General features: G+C 71.3%; 14 protein-coding genes. 7 read left to right on the top strand and 7 right to left on the bottom strand.

What is annotated here, in order from left to right; genetic code table 11:
• Positions 1–17: 17 nt before the first annotated feature.
• On the bottom strand, positions 18–689 hold the full coding sequence (locus AB0367_RS23580) for a DUF3662 and FHA domain-containing protein (protein ID WP_366228550.1): 672 nt from the start codon (positions 687–689) through the stop codon (positions 18–20).
• A gap of 349 nt (positions 690–1,038) precedes the next feature.
• Between AB0367_RS23580 and AB0367_RS23575 the strand changes: the two genes are divergently transcribed.
• From AB0367_RS23575 to AB0367_RS23565, 3 genes are all read left to right on the top strand, one after another.
• Positions 1,039–2,208 (top strand): LCP family protein, encoded by a 1,170-nt coding sequence (locus tag AB0367_RS23575; RefSeq protein ID WP_366228549.1) that lies wholly within the window; start codon positions 1,039–1,041, stop codon positions 2,206–2,208.
• A gap of 286 nt (positions 2,209–2,494) precedes the next feature.
• Entirely contained in the window at positions 2,495–3,418 is a 924-nt protein-coding gene (locus tag AB0367_RS23570; RefSeq protein ID WP_366228548.1) for an aminoglycoside phosphotransferase family protein, read from the top strand.
• A 36-nt stretch (positions 3,419–3,454) separates the two neighbouring features.
• Entirely contained in the window at positions 3,455–5,872 is a 2,418-nt protein-coding gene (locus tag AB0367_RS23565; protein WP_366228547.1) for a SpoIIE family protein phosphatase, read from the top strand.
• 34 nt (positions 5,873–5,906) lie between these two features.
• On the opposite strand, the gene AB0367_RS23560 is transcribed toward AB0367_RS23565, so the two are convergent.
• From AB0367_RS23560 to AB0367_RS23550, 3 genes are all read right to left on the bottom strand, one after another.
• Positions 5,907–6,467, bottom strand: a complete 561-nt coding sequence (locus AB0367_RS23560) for a TetR/AcrR family transcriptional regulator (protein ID WP_366228546.1) — start codon at positions 6,465–6,467, stop codon at positions 5,907–5,909.
• Positions 6,464–7,210 carry an ABC transporter permease gene (locus AB0367_RS23555; protein ID WP_366228545.1) on the bottom strand — a complete coding sequence of 249 codons (747 nt, stop codon included), beginning with the start codon at positions 7,208–7,210 and terminating at the stop codon, positions 6,464–6,466. The genes AB0367_RS23560 and AB0367_RS23555 overlap by 4 nt, the downstream gene beginning before the upstream one ends.
• An 82-nt stretch (positions 7,211–7,292) precedes the next feature.
• Positions 7,293–7,898, bottom strand: a complete 606-nt coding sequence (locus AB0367_RS23550; protein WP_366228544.1) for an ATP-binding cassette domain-containing protein — start codon at positions 7,896–7,898, stop codon at positions 7,293–7,295.
• Positions 7,899–7,968: 70 nt separating this feature from the next.
• Here AB0367_RS23550 and AB0367_RS23545 point away from each other — a divergent pair, with 70 nt between their 5' ends.
• Entirely contained in the window at positions 7,969–8,250 is a 282-nt protein-coding gene (locus tag AB0367_RS23545) for a TetR/AcrR family transcriptional regulator C-terminal domain-containing protein (protein WP_366228656.1), read from the top strand.
• 31 nt (positions 8,251–8,281) lie between these two features.
• Positions 8,282–8,500 carry a hypothetical protein gene (locus AB0367_RS23540; RefSeq protein WP_366228543.1) on the top strand — a complete coding sequence of 73 codons (219 nt, stop codon included), beginning with the start codon at positions 8,282–8,284 and terminating at the stop codon, positions 8,498–8,500.
• A gap of 2 nt (positions 8,501–8,502) precedes the next feature.
• Here AB0367_RS23540 and AB0367_RS23535 read toward each other — a convergent pair whose 3' ends face one another.
• Positions 8,503–9,402, bottom strand: a complete 900-nt coding sequence (locus AB0367_RS23535) for a hypothetical protein (RefSeq protein WP_366228542.1) — start codon at positions 9,400–9,402, stop codon at positions 8,503–8,505.
• A gap of 120 nt (positions 9,403–9,522) precedes the next feature.
• Positions 9,523–11,505 carry an elongation factor G gene (fusA, locus tag AB0367_RS23530; protein ID WP_366228541.1) on the bottom strand — a complete coding sequence of 661 codons (1,983 nt, stop codon included), beginning with the start codon at positions 11,503–11,505 and terminating at the stop codon, positions 9,523–9,525.
• Between the two features lie 427 nt (positions 11,506–11,932).
• On the opposite strand from fusA, the gene AB0367_RS23525 reads away from it, so the two are divergent.
• Together AB0367_RS23525 and AB0367_RS23520 are read left to right on the top strand one after the other, a co-directional pair.
• Positions 11,933–13,810 carry a ricin-type beta-trefoil lectin domain protein gene (locus tag AB0367_RS23525; RefSeq protein WP_366228540.1) on the top strand — a complete coding sequence of 626 codons (1,878 nt, stop codon included), beginning with the start codon at positions 11,933–11,935 and terminating at the stop codon, positions 13,808–13,810.
• A 365-nt stretch (positions 13,811–14,175) separates the two neighbouring features.
• The gene (locus AB0367_RS23520; protein WP_366228539.1) at positions 14,176–15,588 is read left to right on the top strand and encodes a carbohydrate-binding protein; all 1,413 of its coding nucleotides are present in this window, start codon (positions 14,176–14,178) and stop codon (positions 15,586–15,588) included.
• 32 nt (positions 15,589–15,620) lie between these two features.
• Here the strand turns inward: AB0367_RS23520 and AB0367_RS23515 are convergent, their stop codons facing one another.
• Complete coding sequence (locus AB0367_RS23515; protein ID WP_366228538.1) at positions 15,621–15,986, bottom strand: MFS transporter; 366 nt, start codon at positions 15,984–15,986, stop codon at positions 15,621–15,623.
• Between the last annotated feature and the right edge of the window lie 15 nt (positions 15,987–16,001).

The following is a 16,001-nucleotide window of genomic DNA, read 5'->3' as shown; positions in this document are numbered from 1 at the left end:
CCCGCGGATGAACCGGGTCAGACGCGGAAGGACAGGCGCGTCGTGCCGATCACGATCTCGTCGCCGGGGGTGAGGGTCACCGAGTCGACGCGGCGGCCGTTCACCAGTGAGCCGTTCGCCGAGCCCAGGTCCGTCAGCACCGCGCGGTTGCCGTCGTACTCGACGCGGGCGTGCTGGCGGGACGCGCCAACGTCGGCCAGGCGCAGCGTCGCCTGCTCGCCGCGGCCGATGATCGTCGTGCCCTGCGCCAGCGGGAAGTTCTGGCCGTCCGCGGTGACCAGGCGCACGCCGGTGCCCTCGCCCGCGGCGGTCTGTCCGCCCGTGTACACCTGCGCGGAGACCCGGAACAGGCCGGTGTCGAGGTCGTCACCACGCGTGATCTCGACCACGATGTCGCCGTAGACGGCCCAGCCCCGCTCGCCGACGTATTCGGCCTGCGACTGGGCCAGCTCCTGCGCCAGCGCGCCGGCGAACGGGGCCAGCCGGCTGTGGTCGGCGGGGGCCAGGGCGACCAGGTACCGGTTGGGGACGAGGATGCGCCCGCCCGTCATCTGCGTCTGGTTGGTGCCGGCCTCGCCCTGCATCGCGTTGAGGATCTCGACCGGGTGCACGACGCCCTTGAACACCTTCGCGAAGGTGCCCTCCACCATGCCTTCCAGCCGCTTCTCGAACCGCTGCAGCGCGCCCACTCGTCCCCCTCGAACAATCCGCCGATACCGCACGGATTGTGTACCACGGCGGCCAGGCGGTCGCAGTCGTGCGCGCCACGCGCGCGGTCCCCGTGATCCACGTCATGGCCGGATTGAGCGTGATCGAGCCGAGCCCGCCCCCGTGCATCGTGCGGCGTGACCGACGGGGACGGGCTGTGTACTACCGGTGTGCGCTGCTCGGTCTGGCCCCGCTCGCCGGCGATTTCTGAGAGTTGGCTGAACCTGCAACGGATCGCTATTCCAAATCCGTCTTTAGGGACGAAACACGGACGCACAGTTCAGGGGGATATTGTGGCGCGCCGAGGGACCGTTGGTGTCGGGGAGTGGCATGGCGAAGAAGCGTGGGAAGAAAGAGCCGTTGTGGGCGCGGTTGTCCCTGATCTCCGGGGCGTTACTGCTGCTCGCTAGCGGCGGCACCCTCGTCGGTGGCAATCTGTTGCTGAATCACTACAGCAATCAGATCACCCGTGAGGGTGGCCTCGGCGACGCGGGAGCCGGCGCGACCATCGACGGGCCGATCAACCTGCTCCTCGTCGGCATCGACGAGCGCGTGGGTGACGAGGCGATGGGCGCGCGCTCCGACTCGATCATCATCGCGCACGTGCCGGCCACGCACGACGCGGTGTACCTGATGTCGATCCCCCGTGACACTCGGGTACAGATCCCGCCGAGCCCGGCGACCAAGTACCCCGGCGGCACCGACAAGCTCAACGCGGCGTTCCAGTTCGGGTATCAGAACGGCGGCGGTCGCGACAAGGGCCTGGAACTGCTCGCCGGAACCGTCAGCCGGCTGTCCGGCGGGATGAAGTTCAACGGTGCCGCGATCGTCAACTTCGACGGGTTCCGCGGCCTGGTCGAGGCGCTCGGCGGCGTGCACATGTGCGTCGACGAGAAGGTGACGTCGATCCACGTCGGCCGGAACACGAAGACGGGCGAGGTGGGGAAGACCATGCCGTACAACTTCAACTCCGACGGCATCCCGACGTCGCTGAAGCCGAACATGGAGCCGAAGGTGTACGAGGTCGGCTGTCGCGACTTCCTGCCGTGGGAGGCCCTGGACTACGTCCGCCAGCGCGACAAGCTGGCCAGCGGTGACGGCGACTACGGCCGGCAGCGCCACCAGCAGCAGTTCATCAAGGCGATGGTCAAGAAGGCCACCAGCGCCGGTGTGATCACCAACCCGATCAAGGTCAAGGAGATGCTCGGCTCGGTCGGCGACGCCGTGACGTTCTACAACCACGGCATCCACCTCGCGGACTGGATCTTCACGCTCAAGGCCATCGATCCCGACAAGATGGTCACGCTGCGCACCAACAACGGCACGTACAAGAGCGAGATCATCAACGGTCAGTCGTTCGAGAGCCTCGACCAGACCGCGCTGGACCTGCTGAAGGCACTCCGTGACGACACGGTCGCCCAGTTCGTGGCCGCCCATCCGGAGCTGATCGCCAACGACGCCGCGACGCCGACCTCGACCCCGTCGAACCCGGGCCGCTGACCGGCCCGGCCCGCTTCCCCCGCGGCCCCGCCCAACGGGCGGGGCCGCACCGTTTTCCCGTCCGGAACGTGTCCGCCGGTTCGGCGGCTGACCGCGGGCGCGACGGCCCCGTTGCCCGGCCACGGCGAGACCGGCCGATCCATGGGTGGACCGGCACCGCCGGCTCCCGCAACAGTGCCACGTGCGATGACACGGACGTCGTCGAGGCCGGCGAGCACGGCGGGAACGTCGTAATGTGGACGCATGGCTGCCGAAGCGTGGTCGTGAACCGCCGATGCCACCGCCGATGACCGGAAGCCGCCGCATCGACTGGGCCGCGCTGCCGCCAGGGGTCCGGACCGCCGTCGAGGGACTGCTCGGCGGCGCGGTCGTCGACGCGGTGAGCCTGGCCGGCGGCTTCTCGGAGGGCGTCGCCGCCCGGCTGCGCCGCGCCGATGGCCGGGACGCGTTCCTCAAGGCGGTCAGCGCGCGGACCGCGCCCGCCGTCGCCGGGTTTCACCGCCGGGAGGCCGTGGTCACCGGCCTGCTGCCGCCCGCGGTCCCGGTCCCGCGCCTGCTCGGCACCCACGACGACGGCGACTGGGTGGCCCTGCTGTTCGAGCACGTCGACGGGGCGTTGCCGGCCCAGCCGTGGCGCCCCGGCGACCTTGACCGGGTGCTGACGGCCGCGACCGCGATGGCGCACGCGCTCACCCCGTCGCCCATCGACGCCTCCGCCACGGCCGCGCCCCGCCTCGGCGGCTGGCCCAGCCTCACCGGCCGCGACGAGCTCGCGGCGCTGACCCGCCTGTCGCCGTGGGCGGCCGGCCACCTCGACGAGCTGATCGGGCTCGAGGCCGCCAGCGCCGCGACCCTGGCCGGCGACACGCTGCTGCACGGCGACCTGTACCCGTTCAACGTCATGCTCTCGGCGCGGCAGGTGCACATCATCGACTGGCCCCACGCCTGGGTCGGCGCCGCCCACTGCGACGTGCTGACGCTGCTGTCCAGCGCGGTACTGAGCGGCCTGGACCCGCGGCCGCGGGCCGAGACGAACCCGCTCACCCGGCGCCTGCACCCGCGCGAGATCGACACGTTCCTGGCCGCGCACGCCGGCTTCCTCATGCGGCTGGCCGTGACGGCCGGCCCGGCCGCGGACCCGCACCTGATCGGCATGGCCGCCGCGCTCGGCGGTGCCTCCCTGCGGTGGCTGCGGCGCCGCACGAGCTGACGCGCCGGGCTCACCCGGGGATGCGATGATGGCGGCATGGTCGACGGTGCGGACGTCCTGCCCCCGGCCGACGTCCTCGCCATGCTCGACGCCGACCCGCAGGGCTGGGCGTTCGCCCGAGCGGTGCGCGACGCCGCGACCGGCGAGATCGAGGACTTCGAGCTGGTGTACCTCAACGAGGCCGGCGCCGGCTACCTGGGCCGGCCCCGCGCGGAGCTCATCGGCGGGCATTACCGGCGGATGTGGCCGGACACGGTCAACGACGCGACGATGCCGCTGTACCGCAAGGTCGTCGAGGCCCGCGAGCCGGCCACGCGCACCGTCTACTACGACCGGCCGAACGTCTCGGGCCATTTCGAAATGTGGATCGGCCCCAGCGGCGACGGCTTCGGGGTGCGCTTCGTCGACCTGCGCGCCGTCACGCTCGGGCCGCAGTCGGCGGGCGGCACGCGGCTCTACGACGTGCTCGACGCCGCGTTCGACGGCTTCCTGCTGCTGCGCGCGGTCCGCGGCCCCGACGGGGGCGTGCGCGACTTCGTGTGCGAGTACGTCAACCGGCTCGGCGCCGCGCTGACCGGACGGCCGGCCGAGGACACCATCGCGCGGCACTGGAGCGAGCTGGCCGGGCCGGACGAGGACCTGGGCCTCGGCGGGCGCTGGCGAACGGTGGTGGAGACCGGGGAACCGTGGCGCGGGCAGCTGCGCTACGACAGCGGCCAGGTGTTCCAGATCAACGCGGCGCGGGCCGACGCCGGCTCCGTCGCCGTGTCGTTTCGGGACGTGACCGATCAGGCACGCCAACAGGAGCGGCTCGAGCACAGCATGGCCCAGGCGCGAAAGGCCGCGCAACGCAACGCCGCGCTGCAGGCGGTCACCTCGGCGCTGGTCGCGGCCAGCACCGCCGCCGACGTCTACGCGGCGATCGGCGCGGTGCTGCGTCCCTCGGCCGGCGGGCAGGGCCTGGCGCTGCTGCTGCGCCGCGACGACCACCTGGCGCTCGCCTACCACGCCGGCTACGAGCGGCGGGTGGTCGAGCGGCTGCGGGAGGTACCGCTGACCCACCCCTATCCGGCGACGGAGGTGGCGCGCACCGGGCGGCCCCGCTACCTGAGCAGCCTGGCCGAGTTCACCGCGGCGCAGGCGGCCGGCCCCGGCCGGGCGATCCCCAGCGGCGGCCGGCAGACGTGGGCGTTCCTGCCCCTGGCCGTCGGCGGTGACGTGCTCGGCACGCTCGTCGTCGGGTACGGCACGCCACGGGAGTTCGACGAGGACGAGCGGGCCAACCTCGCCGCCTTCGCCGGGGTGTGCGCGCAGGCGATGCAGCGGGCGCTGCTGTTCGAGGCGCAGCTGTCGATCGCCGGCGAGCTGCAGCGGGCGCTGCTGCCGGCCGAGCTGCCCGACGTGGCGGGGATGCGCCACGCGGCGCGCTACCTGCCGTGGACCCACGGCGCCGACGTCGGCGGCGACTGGTACGACGTCATCCCGCTCGGCGGCGACGTGGTCGCGGTCGTCATCGGCGACGTCGTCGGGCACAACGCCACCGCCGCCGCGGTCATGGGCCAGGTCCGCAACGCGCTGCGCGCCTACGCCGCCGAGCGGCACAGCCCGGCCGTGGTCATGCAGCGGGTCAACCGGCTGCTGCTGGACCTGCAGCCCGACGCCGTGGCCACCTGCTGCTACCTGGAACTGCACCTGGCCGAGGGCACCGCGACCGCGGTCCTGGCCGGGCACCCGCCGCCGGTGCTGCGGGCCGGCGCCGAGGTCGGCACGCTCGGGCTGCGTCCCGCACCGCCGCTGGGCGTCAGCGCCGACGTCGCCTTCGTCGAGACCACGTTCCTGGTGCCCGGCGGCGCCAACCTGCTGCTGTACACCGACGGCCTGGTGGAGGACCGCCGCTGCCACCTCGACGACGGCCTGGCGCAGCTGCGCGCGGCGGTCCGGGCCGCCCCGTCCACCGACCCGAACCGCATGCTCGACCACGTGCTCGCCGCGGGTGTCGGCCCGCGGCCCCGCACCGACGACGTGGCGCTGGTGTGCCTTGCCGTCGACCGCCGCGCGGAGCCGGCCGACGGCGTGCGCCCGGCCGCCCAGCGGCGCTTCCGCGGCGATGCGATCAGCGCGTCCGCGGCCCGCCGCTTCGCCGCCGACGTGCTCGTCGCGTGGGGCGAGCACCGGCTCGTCGACGACGCTCTGCTGCTGCTCGACGAGGTCATCACCAACGCCATCCAGCACACCGTCGGCGCCGTCGTGGTGCGCCTGGAGCTGGGCCCGCAGCGGCTGCGGGTGTCGGTCGCCGACCGCAGCGAGCGGCTGCCGAGCCCACGTCCGGCCGGCGCCGAGAGCGAGAACGGCCGCGGGCTGCTCATCGTCGCCTCCCTGTCCACCGCGTGGGGCACGCAGCCCAACCCGGCCGGCGGCAAGGAGGTCTGGTTCGAGATCGACCGGCCGGCCTGACCGCGGACCCCCCGCCCAGCGCAGGGCGGCACGTCTACCGGGCTCGGGCGCCGTTCATGAACAGCTCAACGATTCGGGAGGCTCCGTCCGGGGTGTCCATGAGGTCGGTTGCGCGGGCGAGATGCAGAAACGTGTTCATCAGGAACCCCGGATCGCCGGTCACTTCGCCCGCTTCGACGGCGGTGGTGAACAGGTCAACGACCGGGTTGAGGAGTCCGGCGACATACTTGCCGGAAACGGCGGCCTTGGTCTCGTCGGAGACGTGATCGAGCGCCTCGTAGACGCGGTGCTCGAAAGAGACGGTATGCGATGCCCGATCAGCCAAAGCCACCACGAGAGCGGTGAGCTTGTCGCTCAGGGCGCCTTGGGTAGCGATCGCCGTGATGATGCGGTCGTGTGCTTCTTCGATGAACCTCGTGGCGACCGCGACATACAATTCTTCCTTGCCACCTGGGAAGTGGTGGTAGATCGAGGGACGACGGATCGCGACTGTGCGGCCGACATCGAGCAGCGAAGCACCGAGGTAGCCGGAGGTCGACAACTGCTCGGCGAAGGAATCCATGATCTGCGTCCGGGTGTCAGGTGCAGAGTTCATCGGTTCCTCCGTGCGTGGTTCGAGGCGAGGGCGCACGCGGCGATCCCGGCGACTACCAGCGTACCGAGGACGATAAGCGCGACAGGCAGCGCTTTGAACGCGCCGCCGCTTTCGAGCTGGCGGGCGGCGTCGATCACATAGCTCAGTGGGTTGACCGTCGCAACGGCCCGCATCCAGGGCGAGAGTTCATCGACGGGTGCGAAGAACCCGGTGAAGAACGAGAGCCCGAACACCACCAGCGGCACGAGGCCGGTGCTGGCGGATGATGCGGTTCGGACGGCGACGGCGATGCTCAGCAGCGCGATCCCGAGGCTGAGCGCGATGAGTACCAGGATCATGCCGCCGAGGCCGACCCAGTTACCCGGCCGGAATCCGACGAGTGCCGCACCGGCGATCGTGACCAACGTCTGCATGGCAACCCCCACGAGCGCGGCGACGACCGGGCCGGCGACGAACGGCCCGATGCTGCCGTGGGCGAGGCGCAGCCGGTCGAGGTATCCGCTGGTGATGTCGCTGAGGAGGAGTTTTCCGGCCGCACCCGCCCCGGTCGCGGCTCCCGTGAGCAGGATCAGCGGGAGCAGGAACGAGATGAAGCTGGCACCGGAGAGGTAGCCGCTGCCTACGGTGCCGAGCTGTCCGGCGTAGACGATGAGGAAGAACAGCGATTGCGCGAGCGGTGCGATCAGTAGTGCCGGAGAACGCAGGATCACCCGCGTGGAACGGACGATCGCCGTGAGGGTCACCGGGAGCGCCGAACTCCGGGCGGGAGCATACGAGATGGGTACGGCAGTGGTTGTCATGGTGAGGTCCTTTGAGCTGGGGCGGTCAGCGGGCGGCCAGGGCGACGAACACGTCGTCGAGCGAGGGCTCCGACAGCCGGAGTTCTTCGACGGCTCCGCCGAATTCGCTGATGGTCTCGAGCGCGGTCTTCATGACGTCGGGGGCATCGCTCAGCGCGAGGCGCACGACGCTGGCGCTCTGCGGGTCAGGCCGGAACGGTGCGCGGGTGCCACCGGAGAGCTTGGCGATCCGCGTCTTGCGGTGCTCATCGAGGTCGAAGAGTTCGAGCAGTTCGTTCTGGCGGCGCACCGTATCCGACCGGCTCATGCCGAGCGCGGCACCCTGGAAGCCGAGTGCTTCGGCAGGGGTAGCGAGCGGATCGAGCGCATTGGACTGCGCAGTGAGGCCGATGAGCCGGCGCGCATCCCTGGCCTGAGTCACCACGTCGAACCCCTCGATGCTCACCGCCCCGGTGGTCGGGGTACGCAGCGTCGCAATGATTTCGAGCAGCGTGGACTTGCCAGCGCCGTTGTGCCCGAGCACGACGGTGCGGCTGCCGCGCTCGATGCTCAGTGACACGCCAGCGAGAACATCCCTGTCGTCGTAGGTCTTGGTCAGGTCGGTCACGTTGACGGCAAGTTGTGAAGCCATGCTCGTCAGCCTACCTACATGTAGGTAGGCTAAGCAAAGCGAGGCTAGCTACCTCGACGCGGGCCTCACGCTGCCCGACGCCGCGCGCGGCGTCGCCGCTCTGCTGCACTACACCGTCGGTCACACCATCGAGGAGCAGGCCCGCCACGGCACCGAGTACGGTGAGCAGAGCCCGTACCGCCCGCAGCGCCTGACCGAGACCTTCGACCCGGCCCGCCACCCGCTGGCCGCCCGCGTCGCGACCGAGGTTCTCTTCGGCCCCGACCCCGACTTCGAGCACGGCCTCGCCCTGCTGCTGACCGGCATGACCGCTCGGCTGACTACGACCTCCACCCGCGCCCGCGAAGGGTGAGATCCGGCCGTGACGGGGTAACCCGACAAGTATGAGCGAAGAGAACGCCACGATGGGCACCACCGGGACGCCGGGCAGCGACGGGGCGTCCGTCATCGACGAGGAGGGCCGGGCCAACGGTTCGGCGCGGGGGATCTACACCCCCTTCGGGCTGGGCGGCGAGCCGGACGACCCGGCCATGCCGTTCGACCGGAAGGTGAGCTCGGACGACAAGCTGCACCTGCCCCGCAACGCGGCGCAGCCCGGCTGAGCTCAGCCCTTGAGCTCGTTGAAGCGGCGCAGCAGGAGTCCCTCCCGCAGCGCCCACGGGCAGACGTCCAGCGAGCGCAGGCCGAGGGACTCCATCACGGTGACCGCGGTGACCGCACCGGCGAGCAGCTGACGCGCGCGGGCGGGGGCGACCCCGGGCAGCTTCGCCCGCTGCCGGGGGCTCATCTCCGCCAGCCGTGGCACCCAGCCGCGCAGCGCGCGGCGGGTGAGCTGATTGTCCTCGCCGGTCATGCGGGCCAGCTGCTTGAACGTCTTCGATGTGCCGATGATCCGCTCGGCGCGGGGCCGGCGTTCGAGCTGCGCGGCGACCGGGTGCACCACCGCACGCACGTGCCGGCTTACGCGCTCGACCGCGTCGCGGCCGGCCGGGTGCTCGGGCAGGAACCGGCGGGTCAGCAGGCCCGCGCCGAGCGGCAGCGACACCGCCAGGTCCGGCCGCTCGTCGTGGCCGGCGGCGATCTCCATCGACATGCCGCCGATGTCGAGCAACAGCAGGCCTTCGGGGCCGGACAGCCAGCGCCGCACGGCCAGGAACGTGACCCGGGCCTCGTCCTCGCCGCTGAGCGAACGCAGCTCGACGCCGGTCGCCTCGCGCACGCGGCGGCGGATCTCCGCGTTGTTCGTCGCGTCGCGGATCGTGGCGGTCGCGAGGGGGATGAGGTCGGCGGACGGGTGCTCGCGCAGCGCCTCGACCGTGCACGCCACGGCCTCGACGACCCGGTCGATGCCGTCGGGCGTCAGCGCGCCCTCCGGCGTGACGGACTCGGCGAGCAGGGTCGGCGCCTTGAGCCGGAACACCGGCTGCGGTGGCTTGCGCGAACCGGCCTGGACGATCTGCAGATGCGCGGAGTTCGATCCCACGTCCAGCACGGCCAGCAACACGGCGCGACCTCCCTCAAAAACCTCAACCGTAGTTGATGCGGGCCGGTTCGTACCCGCTGCTGTCGGTTTCAACACAGGTCTGACGCGCATCCCGCGCAACCGCGGGATGCACGTCGATCCCTATCTGGCCAGCACCCCCGCGGGGGCTGGCGCGTAGCCCGCCGGGCGGGTCGTGAACGTGCCACGGCCCTGCGTGCGGCTGCGCAGCCGCGTCGCGTAGCCGAACAGCTCGGCCAGCGGCACCGTCGCCGTGATCACGACCGTACCGCCGCGGGCCACCGAGCCGGTCACCCGGCCGCGGCGAGCCGCGAGATCACCCAGCACGCCGCCGACCATGTCGTCGGGGGCGGTCACGGTGGCCTCGGCCACGGGCTCCAGCAGGACCATCTCGGACTCCCGCAACGCCTGCCGCAGCGCCTCGCGACCGGCGAGGCGGAAGGCCAGCTCCGAGGAGTCCTTCTCGTGCATCCGGCCGTCGGTGAGCATCACCCGCACGCCCGTCACCGGGTAGCCGGCGACCGGGCCGGACGCGAGCGCGTCGCGGCAGCCGGCCTCGACCGCCCGCACGTATTCCCTGGACACGTGGCCACCGAGCACAGTGGACTCGAACACCAGCTCCTCACCGTCCACAGGGGACACGTCGATGGTCACGTGGGCGTACAGGCCGCAGCCGCCCTCCTGCTTGACGTAGCGGTACAGCAGCCCGCTCACGCCGCGCACGAGGGTCTCGCGGTAGGCGACCTGCGGCCGCCCGACGCTGATCGGCAGCCCGTTGCCCGTCTGGCGAATCTTCTCCACCGCGACCTCCAGGTGCAGCTCGCCCATGCCGCTGAGCAGCGTCTGGCCGGTCTCGGCGTCGGTGCGTACGACCAGCGACGGGTCCTCCTCGACCAGCCGGGCCAGTGCCGCTGCCAGCCGGCCGGTGTCGGCGCGGCTGCGCGCCTCGACGGCCACGGAGACGACTGGCGTCGCCGTGAACGGCGGCTCCAGCACCAGCCGGTGCCGCGGGTCGCACAGGGTCTCGCCGGTGCGGGCGAGCTTCGGCCCGACCACCGCGACGATGTCGCCGGCGACGGCGCGCTGCAGGTCCGTGTGCCGGTCGGCCTGGACGTGCAGGATGCGCGAGACGCGCTCGGTCTCGCCCGCGTTCGGCTCGAACACCTCCATCCCCTTGCGCAGCGTGCCCGAGTACACCCGCAGGTATGTCAGCCGTCCCGTGGCGGCGGCGTGCACCTTGAACACCAGCCCGGCGAACGGCGCGTCCGGGTCGGCCGGGCGCTCCCGCTGCCCGCCGTCCCACTCGCCGCGCACCGGGGGCCGGTCCAGCGGCGAGGGCAGGTACGCCACCACCGCGTCGAGCAGTTCCTCGATGCCCTTGTCCCGGTACGCCGAGCCACACAGCACGACCACGGCGGTGCCGCTGAGTGTCAGCTCCCGCAGCGCCCTTCGCAGGGTTCGCGGGCTCAGCGTGCCGGTCTCGACGTACTCCTCGAGGGCGCCGCCGTGCAGCTCGGCGACCTGCTCGACGAGCATCGCGCGCCGGGCGGAGACCTCCGCGATCTCGGAGGTCTCCGTGAGGTCCCAGACGCCGTCGAACGCCGACTCGGCGCCCCTCGGTGCCTGCACCACCAGCGGCGTGACGTGCAGCCGGTCGCGGATCGAGGCCACCGCGGCGGCCAGGTCGGCGCCCGCCCGGTCGAGCTTGTTGACGAACGCGATGCGCGGCACGCCGTAGCGCTGCGCCTGCCGCCATACCGACTCGCTCTGCGGTTCGACGCCGGCGACGCCGTCGAACACGGCGACCGCCCCGTCGAGGACGCGCAGCGAGCGCTCGACCTCGTCGGCGAAGTCGACGTGGCCGGGGGTGTCGATCAGGTTGATCCGGTGGCCGTCCCAGTCGACGCTGACCGCGGCGGCGAAGATGGTGATGCCGCGCTCGCGCTCCTGGGCGTCGAAGTCGGTGACGGTGGTGCCGTCGTGGACCTCGCCCTGCTTGTAGGTGGTGCCGGTGGCGAAGAGGATCCGCTCGGTGGTCGTGGTCTTCCCCGCGTCCACGTGGGCCAGGATGCCGATGTTACGGACGCGGTCCAGTTCGTTGCGCACTGTTGCCCCTTCACGGGCTGTCACTTGGACGGGACAGCGCGATTCGCCCCGCGGGCCGGACGCTCAGCCGGCCGCGGGACGCCCCGATGTCGCCGCGCGTGCGGACACCGGGGGGAAGCAGGACACGCGGATCACCTCGTGCTGCGAGCGGGGAACGACGACAGCGGTGCGATAGTGCACGGCCGGCTCCCTCCACTCGACGAGTTGTCCACCGAAGACGCTACGCCGCTGGGCAACCCGATATTCCCGCCACGAACTTGCGGGCCGGCTCGTTCGCGGTCATCATCCCCAGGTGCGCGCCCGGGGCGGTGCGCTCGCGATGCCGCGACGGGCCATTTATCAGGATTATTGACAGATATATGGCGTCAGGGCTTAATACAAGTCCTGAAGTTACCCCCGCCCTACACCCCCGCCAGGAGACGTGCACATGGTCCCAACCCGACCGTTGTCTGCGCTGCTCGTCGCGGCCACCGCGGCCGCCCTGCTCACCTCCGCTCAGCTCCCCGCCGCCGCGGCGGCGAGCTCCGTCCAGGTCTACTGGAGCTCCGAGTCCCGCACCGCGGGATATGAGCCCAAGAACGCCAACTGGTACAGCAACCCCGCCACCGGCCTCGCCGGCACCCCGTACCAGCTGTCCCGCCAGGCCGACATCGCGGTCGGCGCGGCGACCGGGAGCGCCACCGTCACCGTCGACACCAACACGCGCTACCAGACGATCCTCGGGGTCGGCTCGTCGCTCGAGGAGTCGACGATCTACAACCTGTCGCGGATGAGCGCCGCCGCCCGCGACCGCGCGCTGCGTACCCTCGTCGACCCGGCCACCGGCGCCGGTTTCAACGTCGCCCGGATCACGTTCGGCACGAGCGACTTCACCTCGCACGACTTCTACACCTACGACGACGGCGCGGCCGACCCGTCGCTGTCGCGCTTCTCCATCCAGCGCGACATCGACTACAACATCATCGCCACGCTCAAGCAGGCTCTCGCCATCAACCCGAACCTGCGCATCTTCGCCAGCGCCTGGTCGGCCCCGCCGTGGATGAAGACCAGCAACAACATCATCGGCGGCAGCCTCAACAGCGCGTACATCCCGACGCTGGCGACCTACTACCGGCGCGCGGTCCAGGCGTACGTCGCGCAGGGCATCCCGATCTACGCGCTCACCCTGCAGAACGAGCCGCTGTTCTCCCCGGCGGACTACCCCGGCATGCTGGTGAGCGCCGACCAGGAGCGCCAGCTCGCCAAGGCGCTGAAGACCGAGCTGAACGGCGCCTCCCTCGGTAGCGTCAAGATCTGGGCCTTCGACCACAACTTCAGCGAGGGCGTGTCCTACGCCCAGGGGGTCCTGGGCAGCGCCTCCAGCCACAGCGACGCGTACGGCTCGGTGGACGGCATCGCCTTCCACGACTACGCCGGCGACCCGTCGGTGATGTCCACCGTGAAGGCGAGCTACCCCGACAAGGACGTGCTCATGACGGAGCGATCCGTCTGGGGTACGGCGGGAGCCGACCGCATCGTGCAGTACTTCCGCAACTCGTCCACCCTGTACGAGGGCTGGGTGAGCATGCTGGACCAGAACCGTCTGCCCGAGCGCTGGTCCGGCTCGCCCGACCCGACCATGCTCGTGCAGAGCACCGGCAACCGCGACACCTTCTGGGCGCTGCCGGACTTCAACATGGTCGCGCAGTTCTCGAAGTTCGTGCAGCGCGGCGCCCGGCGCGTCTCGACCGGCTACGGCTCGACCGGCACGGTCACCAACGTCGCGTTCCTCAACCCGGACGGCACGCTCGTCACCGTGGTGGTGAACCAGACCTCGGGGAACCAGGCGTTCACCCTGCGGGTCGGCACCCAGCAGTTCTCCAGCACCCTGCCCGCGAAGACCGTCGGCACGTACATCTGGGCCGGTGCCGACAGTGGCACCCCGACGACGCGCACCGGCCAGATCACCGGCTACGGCAGCAAGTGCGTCGACGTCGCCGGCGCCAGCTCGGCCAACGGCACGAAGATCCAGCTGTACACCTGCAACGGCACCACCGCGCAGCAGTGGACGGTCGGCAGCGACGGCACCGTGCGCGCGCTGGGCAAGTGCCTCGACGTGGCCGGGGCGAACTCCGCCGACGGCACGAAGGTGCAGCTCTACGACTGCAACGGCTCCGCCGCGCAGCAGTGGACGGCCGGCGCGAACGGCAGCCTGCAGTCCCTCGGCAAGTGCCTGGACGCGGCCGGCCCCAGCTCGGCCGACGGCACGCAGCTGCAGATCTGGGCCTGCTCCGGCGGGGCGAACCAGCGCTGGACCCTGCCGTAACCGTTGCCGCGTGAGCCCGGGCGCCCCGCGGCGCCCGGGCTCGTGCCCGATCCGGCCATGACGGACGCAGCCGCCGCCGCGGTGCGGGTCAACCGTGCCCGCACACCCGGCGGGCGGTGCATCGCCATGAATCCTCACGGATCCGGATGTCCGAATCAGGGCGCCCCGGCCTGGTCACGATGCCCGTCGATGCGATGCGCCGGCACCGCCGGCCGGGGTCTCCGCGACGCACTTGGTCGCCGACCCTTACATTTAATAGTGTTAACTGATAGCGTCCCTCACCATCGATCCATCGATGTGTAGGGGGTCCCATGAGATCTCGACGTCGTACATTCGCCCTGGCAGCGGGCGCGGCAATGTCCATCGTGACGGCGCTCGCTCTCGTGCCGGCGATGCAGGCACAGGCCGCCACCAGTGCCGTCCAGGCCACCTGCACCGCCCCTGCCTGGGCCGAAGGTAACACCTACAGCGTGGGTGCCCAGGTTACGTACCAGGGCCACACCTACCAGGCCCTGCAGGCCCACACCGCCCACGTCGGCGCCGGGTGGACACCCTCCACCACGCCGTCGCTGTGGAAGGACCTCGGCGCGTGTGACGGCGGTGGCACCACCACCCCGCCGCCGGGCGTCCCGGGCGCTCCGTCCAACCTGCGGGTCACCGCGACCGCGAACACGAGCTTCACGCTGGCGTGGAACGCCTCCAGCGGCACCGTCACCGGATATCGCGTCTATGAGGGCACGACGGTGCGCTCCACCGGCACCGGCACCACCGCCACGGTGTCCGGGCTGGCGGCCGGCTCCACGCACACGTACACGGTCAAGGCGTACAACGCCCAGGGCGAGTCGGCGGCGTCGAACAGCGTCACCGCCACGACCACGGGTGGCACCAACCCGCCGCCCGGCGGCGGCATCGCGGCGCCCTACCTCTACCAGTGGGGTGACGCGCCGAACCCGCAGACGGTGCAGGCGGCGACCGGCATCAAGTGGTTCACGCTCGCGTTCGTGCTCTCCGGCGGCGGCTGCACGCCGGCGTGGGACGGCAACCGGCCGCTCACCGGCGGCATCGACGCGACCGTGATCAACCAGGTGCGCGCCGGCGGCGGCGACGTGATCCCGTCGTTCGGCGGCTACAGCGGCAACAAGCTCGGCCCGAACTGCTCCACCCCGCAGGCCCTCGCGAATGCGTACCAGACCGTGATCAACGCGTACGGCCTGAAGGCGATCGACATCGACATCGAGAACACCGACGAGTTCGAGAACGACACCGTGCGGAACCGGATCGTCGACGCGCTGAAGATCGTCAAGCAGAACAACCCCAACCTGAAGACCATCATCACGTTCGGCACGGCCACCACCGGCCCCGGCTACTACGCGCAGCAGCTCATCAACCGCGCGGCGTCGACCGGCGCGAACATCGACGTCTTCACCATCATGCCGTTCGACTTCGGCGGCGGCGCGAACATGTACAACAGCACGGTGAGCGCCTCCGAGGGGCTCAAGGCGCAGCTGAAGTCGGCGTTCGGGTGGAACGACGCCACCGCGTACCAGCACATGGGCATCTCCGGCATGAACGGTCTGTCGGACCAGCAGGAGCTGACCTCGGTCGCGTACTGGCAGCAGATCCGCGACTACGCCCAGAACAACCACCTGGCGCGGCTCGCGTTCTGGTCGGTCAACCGTGACAAGCCCTGCCCCGGCGGCGGCGTGGTGTCCAACTGCAGCGGCATCGCCCAGAACAACTGGCAGTTCACGCAGATCACGGCCACCTTCACCGGCTGATCCAGGCACCTGCTCCACGGCGGGGACCGGCGCTACAGCGCCGGTCCCCGCTGGTGCGGGTGACGGCCCGGCATCTGCCGCCGGACGATTCCGGTGCTCCCGCGCCGAGCGGCCGTCGCGCCGGCGGTGGCAGACCGGCTCGACCGGCGCCGGTGCCAGACCTGGATCAGCACGATCGCTCCCGCGGCGGCGGCCGGGACGAGGCCGCAGACGGCCATCCCGAATCGCCCGCCGGCGTGGCTGGTGAGCGCCCCGATGATCGGGGCGCCGAGCGGGGTCCCGCCCGTGAGGACCAGCATGTAGAGGCCCATCACGCGGCCGCGCATCCGCGGGTCGACCCACAGCGGGACCGACGAGTTCGCCAGCGCCTGAAACGCCAGGTTCACGAAACCCGTCACGGCCAGCAGTGCTGT

The organism is Dactylosporangium sp. NPDC051484 (genome assembly GCF_040689395.1).
GTDB lineage: Bacteria > Actinomycetota > Actinomycetes > Mycobacteriales > Micromonosporaceae > Dactylosporangium.
Note: the sequence above shows the minus strand (reverse complement) of the source record. Positions and strands in the feature narration are given on the sequence as shown.

What these genes read in the sequence shown, in the direction of transcription:
- AB0367_RS23575 (WP_366228549.1), top strand. Translation starts at nt 1,039, where the DNA reads ATGGCGAAGAAGCGTGGGAAGAAAGAGCCGTTGTGGGCGCGGTTGTCC.
- AB0367_RS23570 (WP_366228548.1), top strand. Translation starts at nt 2,495, where the DNA reads ATGACCGGAAGCCGCCGCATCGACTGGGCCGCGCTGCCGCCAGGGGTC.
- AB0367_RS23565 (WP_366228547.1), top strand. Translation starts at nt 3,455, where the DNA reads ATGGTCGACGGTGCGGACGTCCTGCCCCCGGCCGACGTCCTCGCCATG.
- AB0367_RS23560 (WP_366228546.1), bottom strand. Translation starts at nt 6,467, where the DNA reads ATGAACTCTGCACCTGACACCCGGACGCAGATCATGGATTCCTTCGCC.
- AB0367_RS23550 (WP_366228544.1), bottom strand. Translation starts at nt 7,898, where the DNA reads ATGGCTTCACAACTTGCCGTCAACGTGACCGACCTGACCAAGACCTAC.
- AB0367_RS23540 (WP_366228543.1), top strand. Translation starts at nt 8,282, where the DNA reads ATGAGCGAAGAGAACGCCACGATGGGCACCACCGGGACGCCGGGCAGC.
- AB0367_RS23525 (WP_366228540.1), top strand. Translation starts at nt 11,933, where the DNA reads ATGGTCCCAACCCGACCGTTGTCTGCGCTGCTCGTCGCGGCCACCGCG.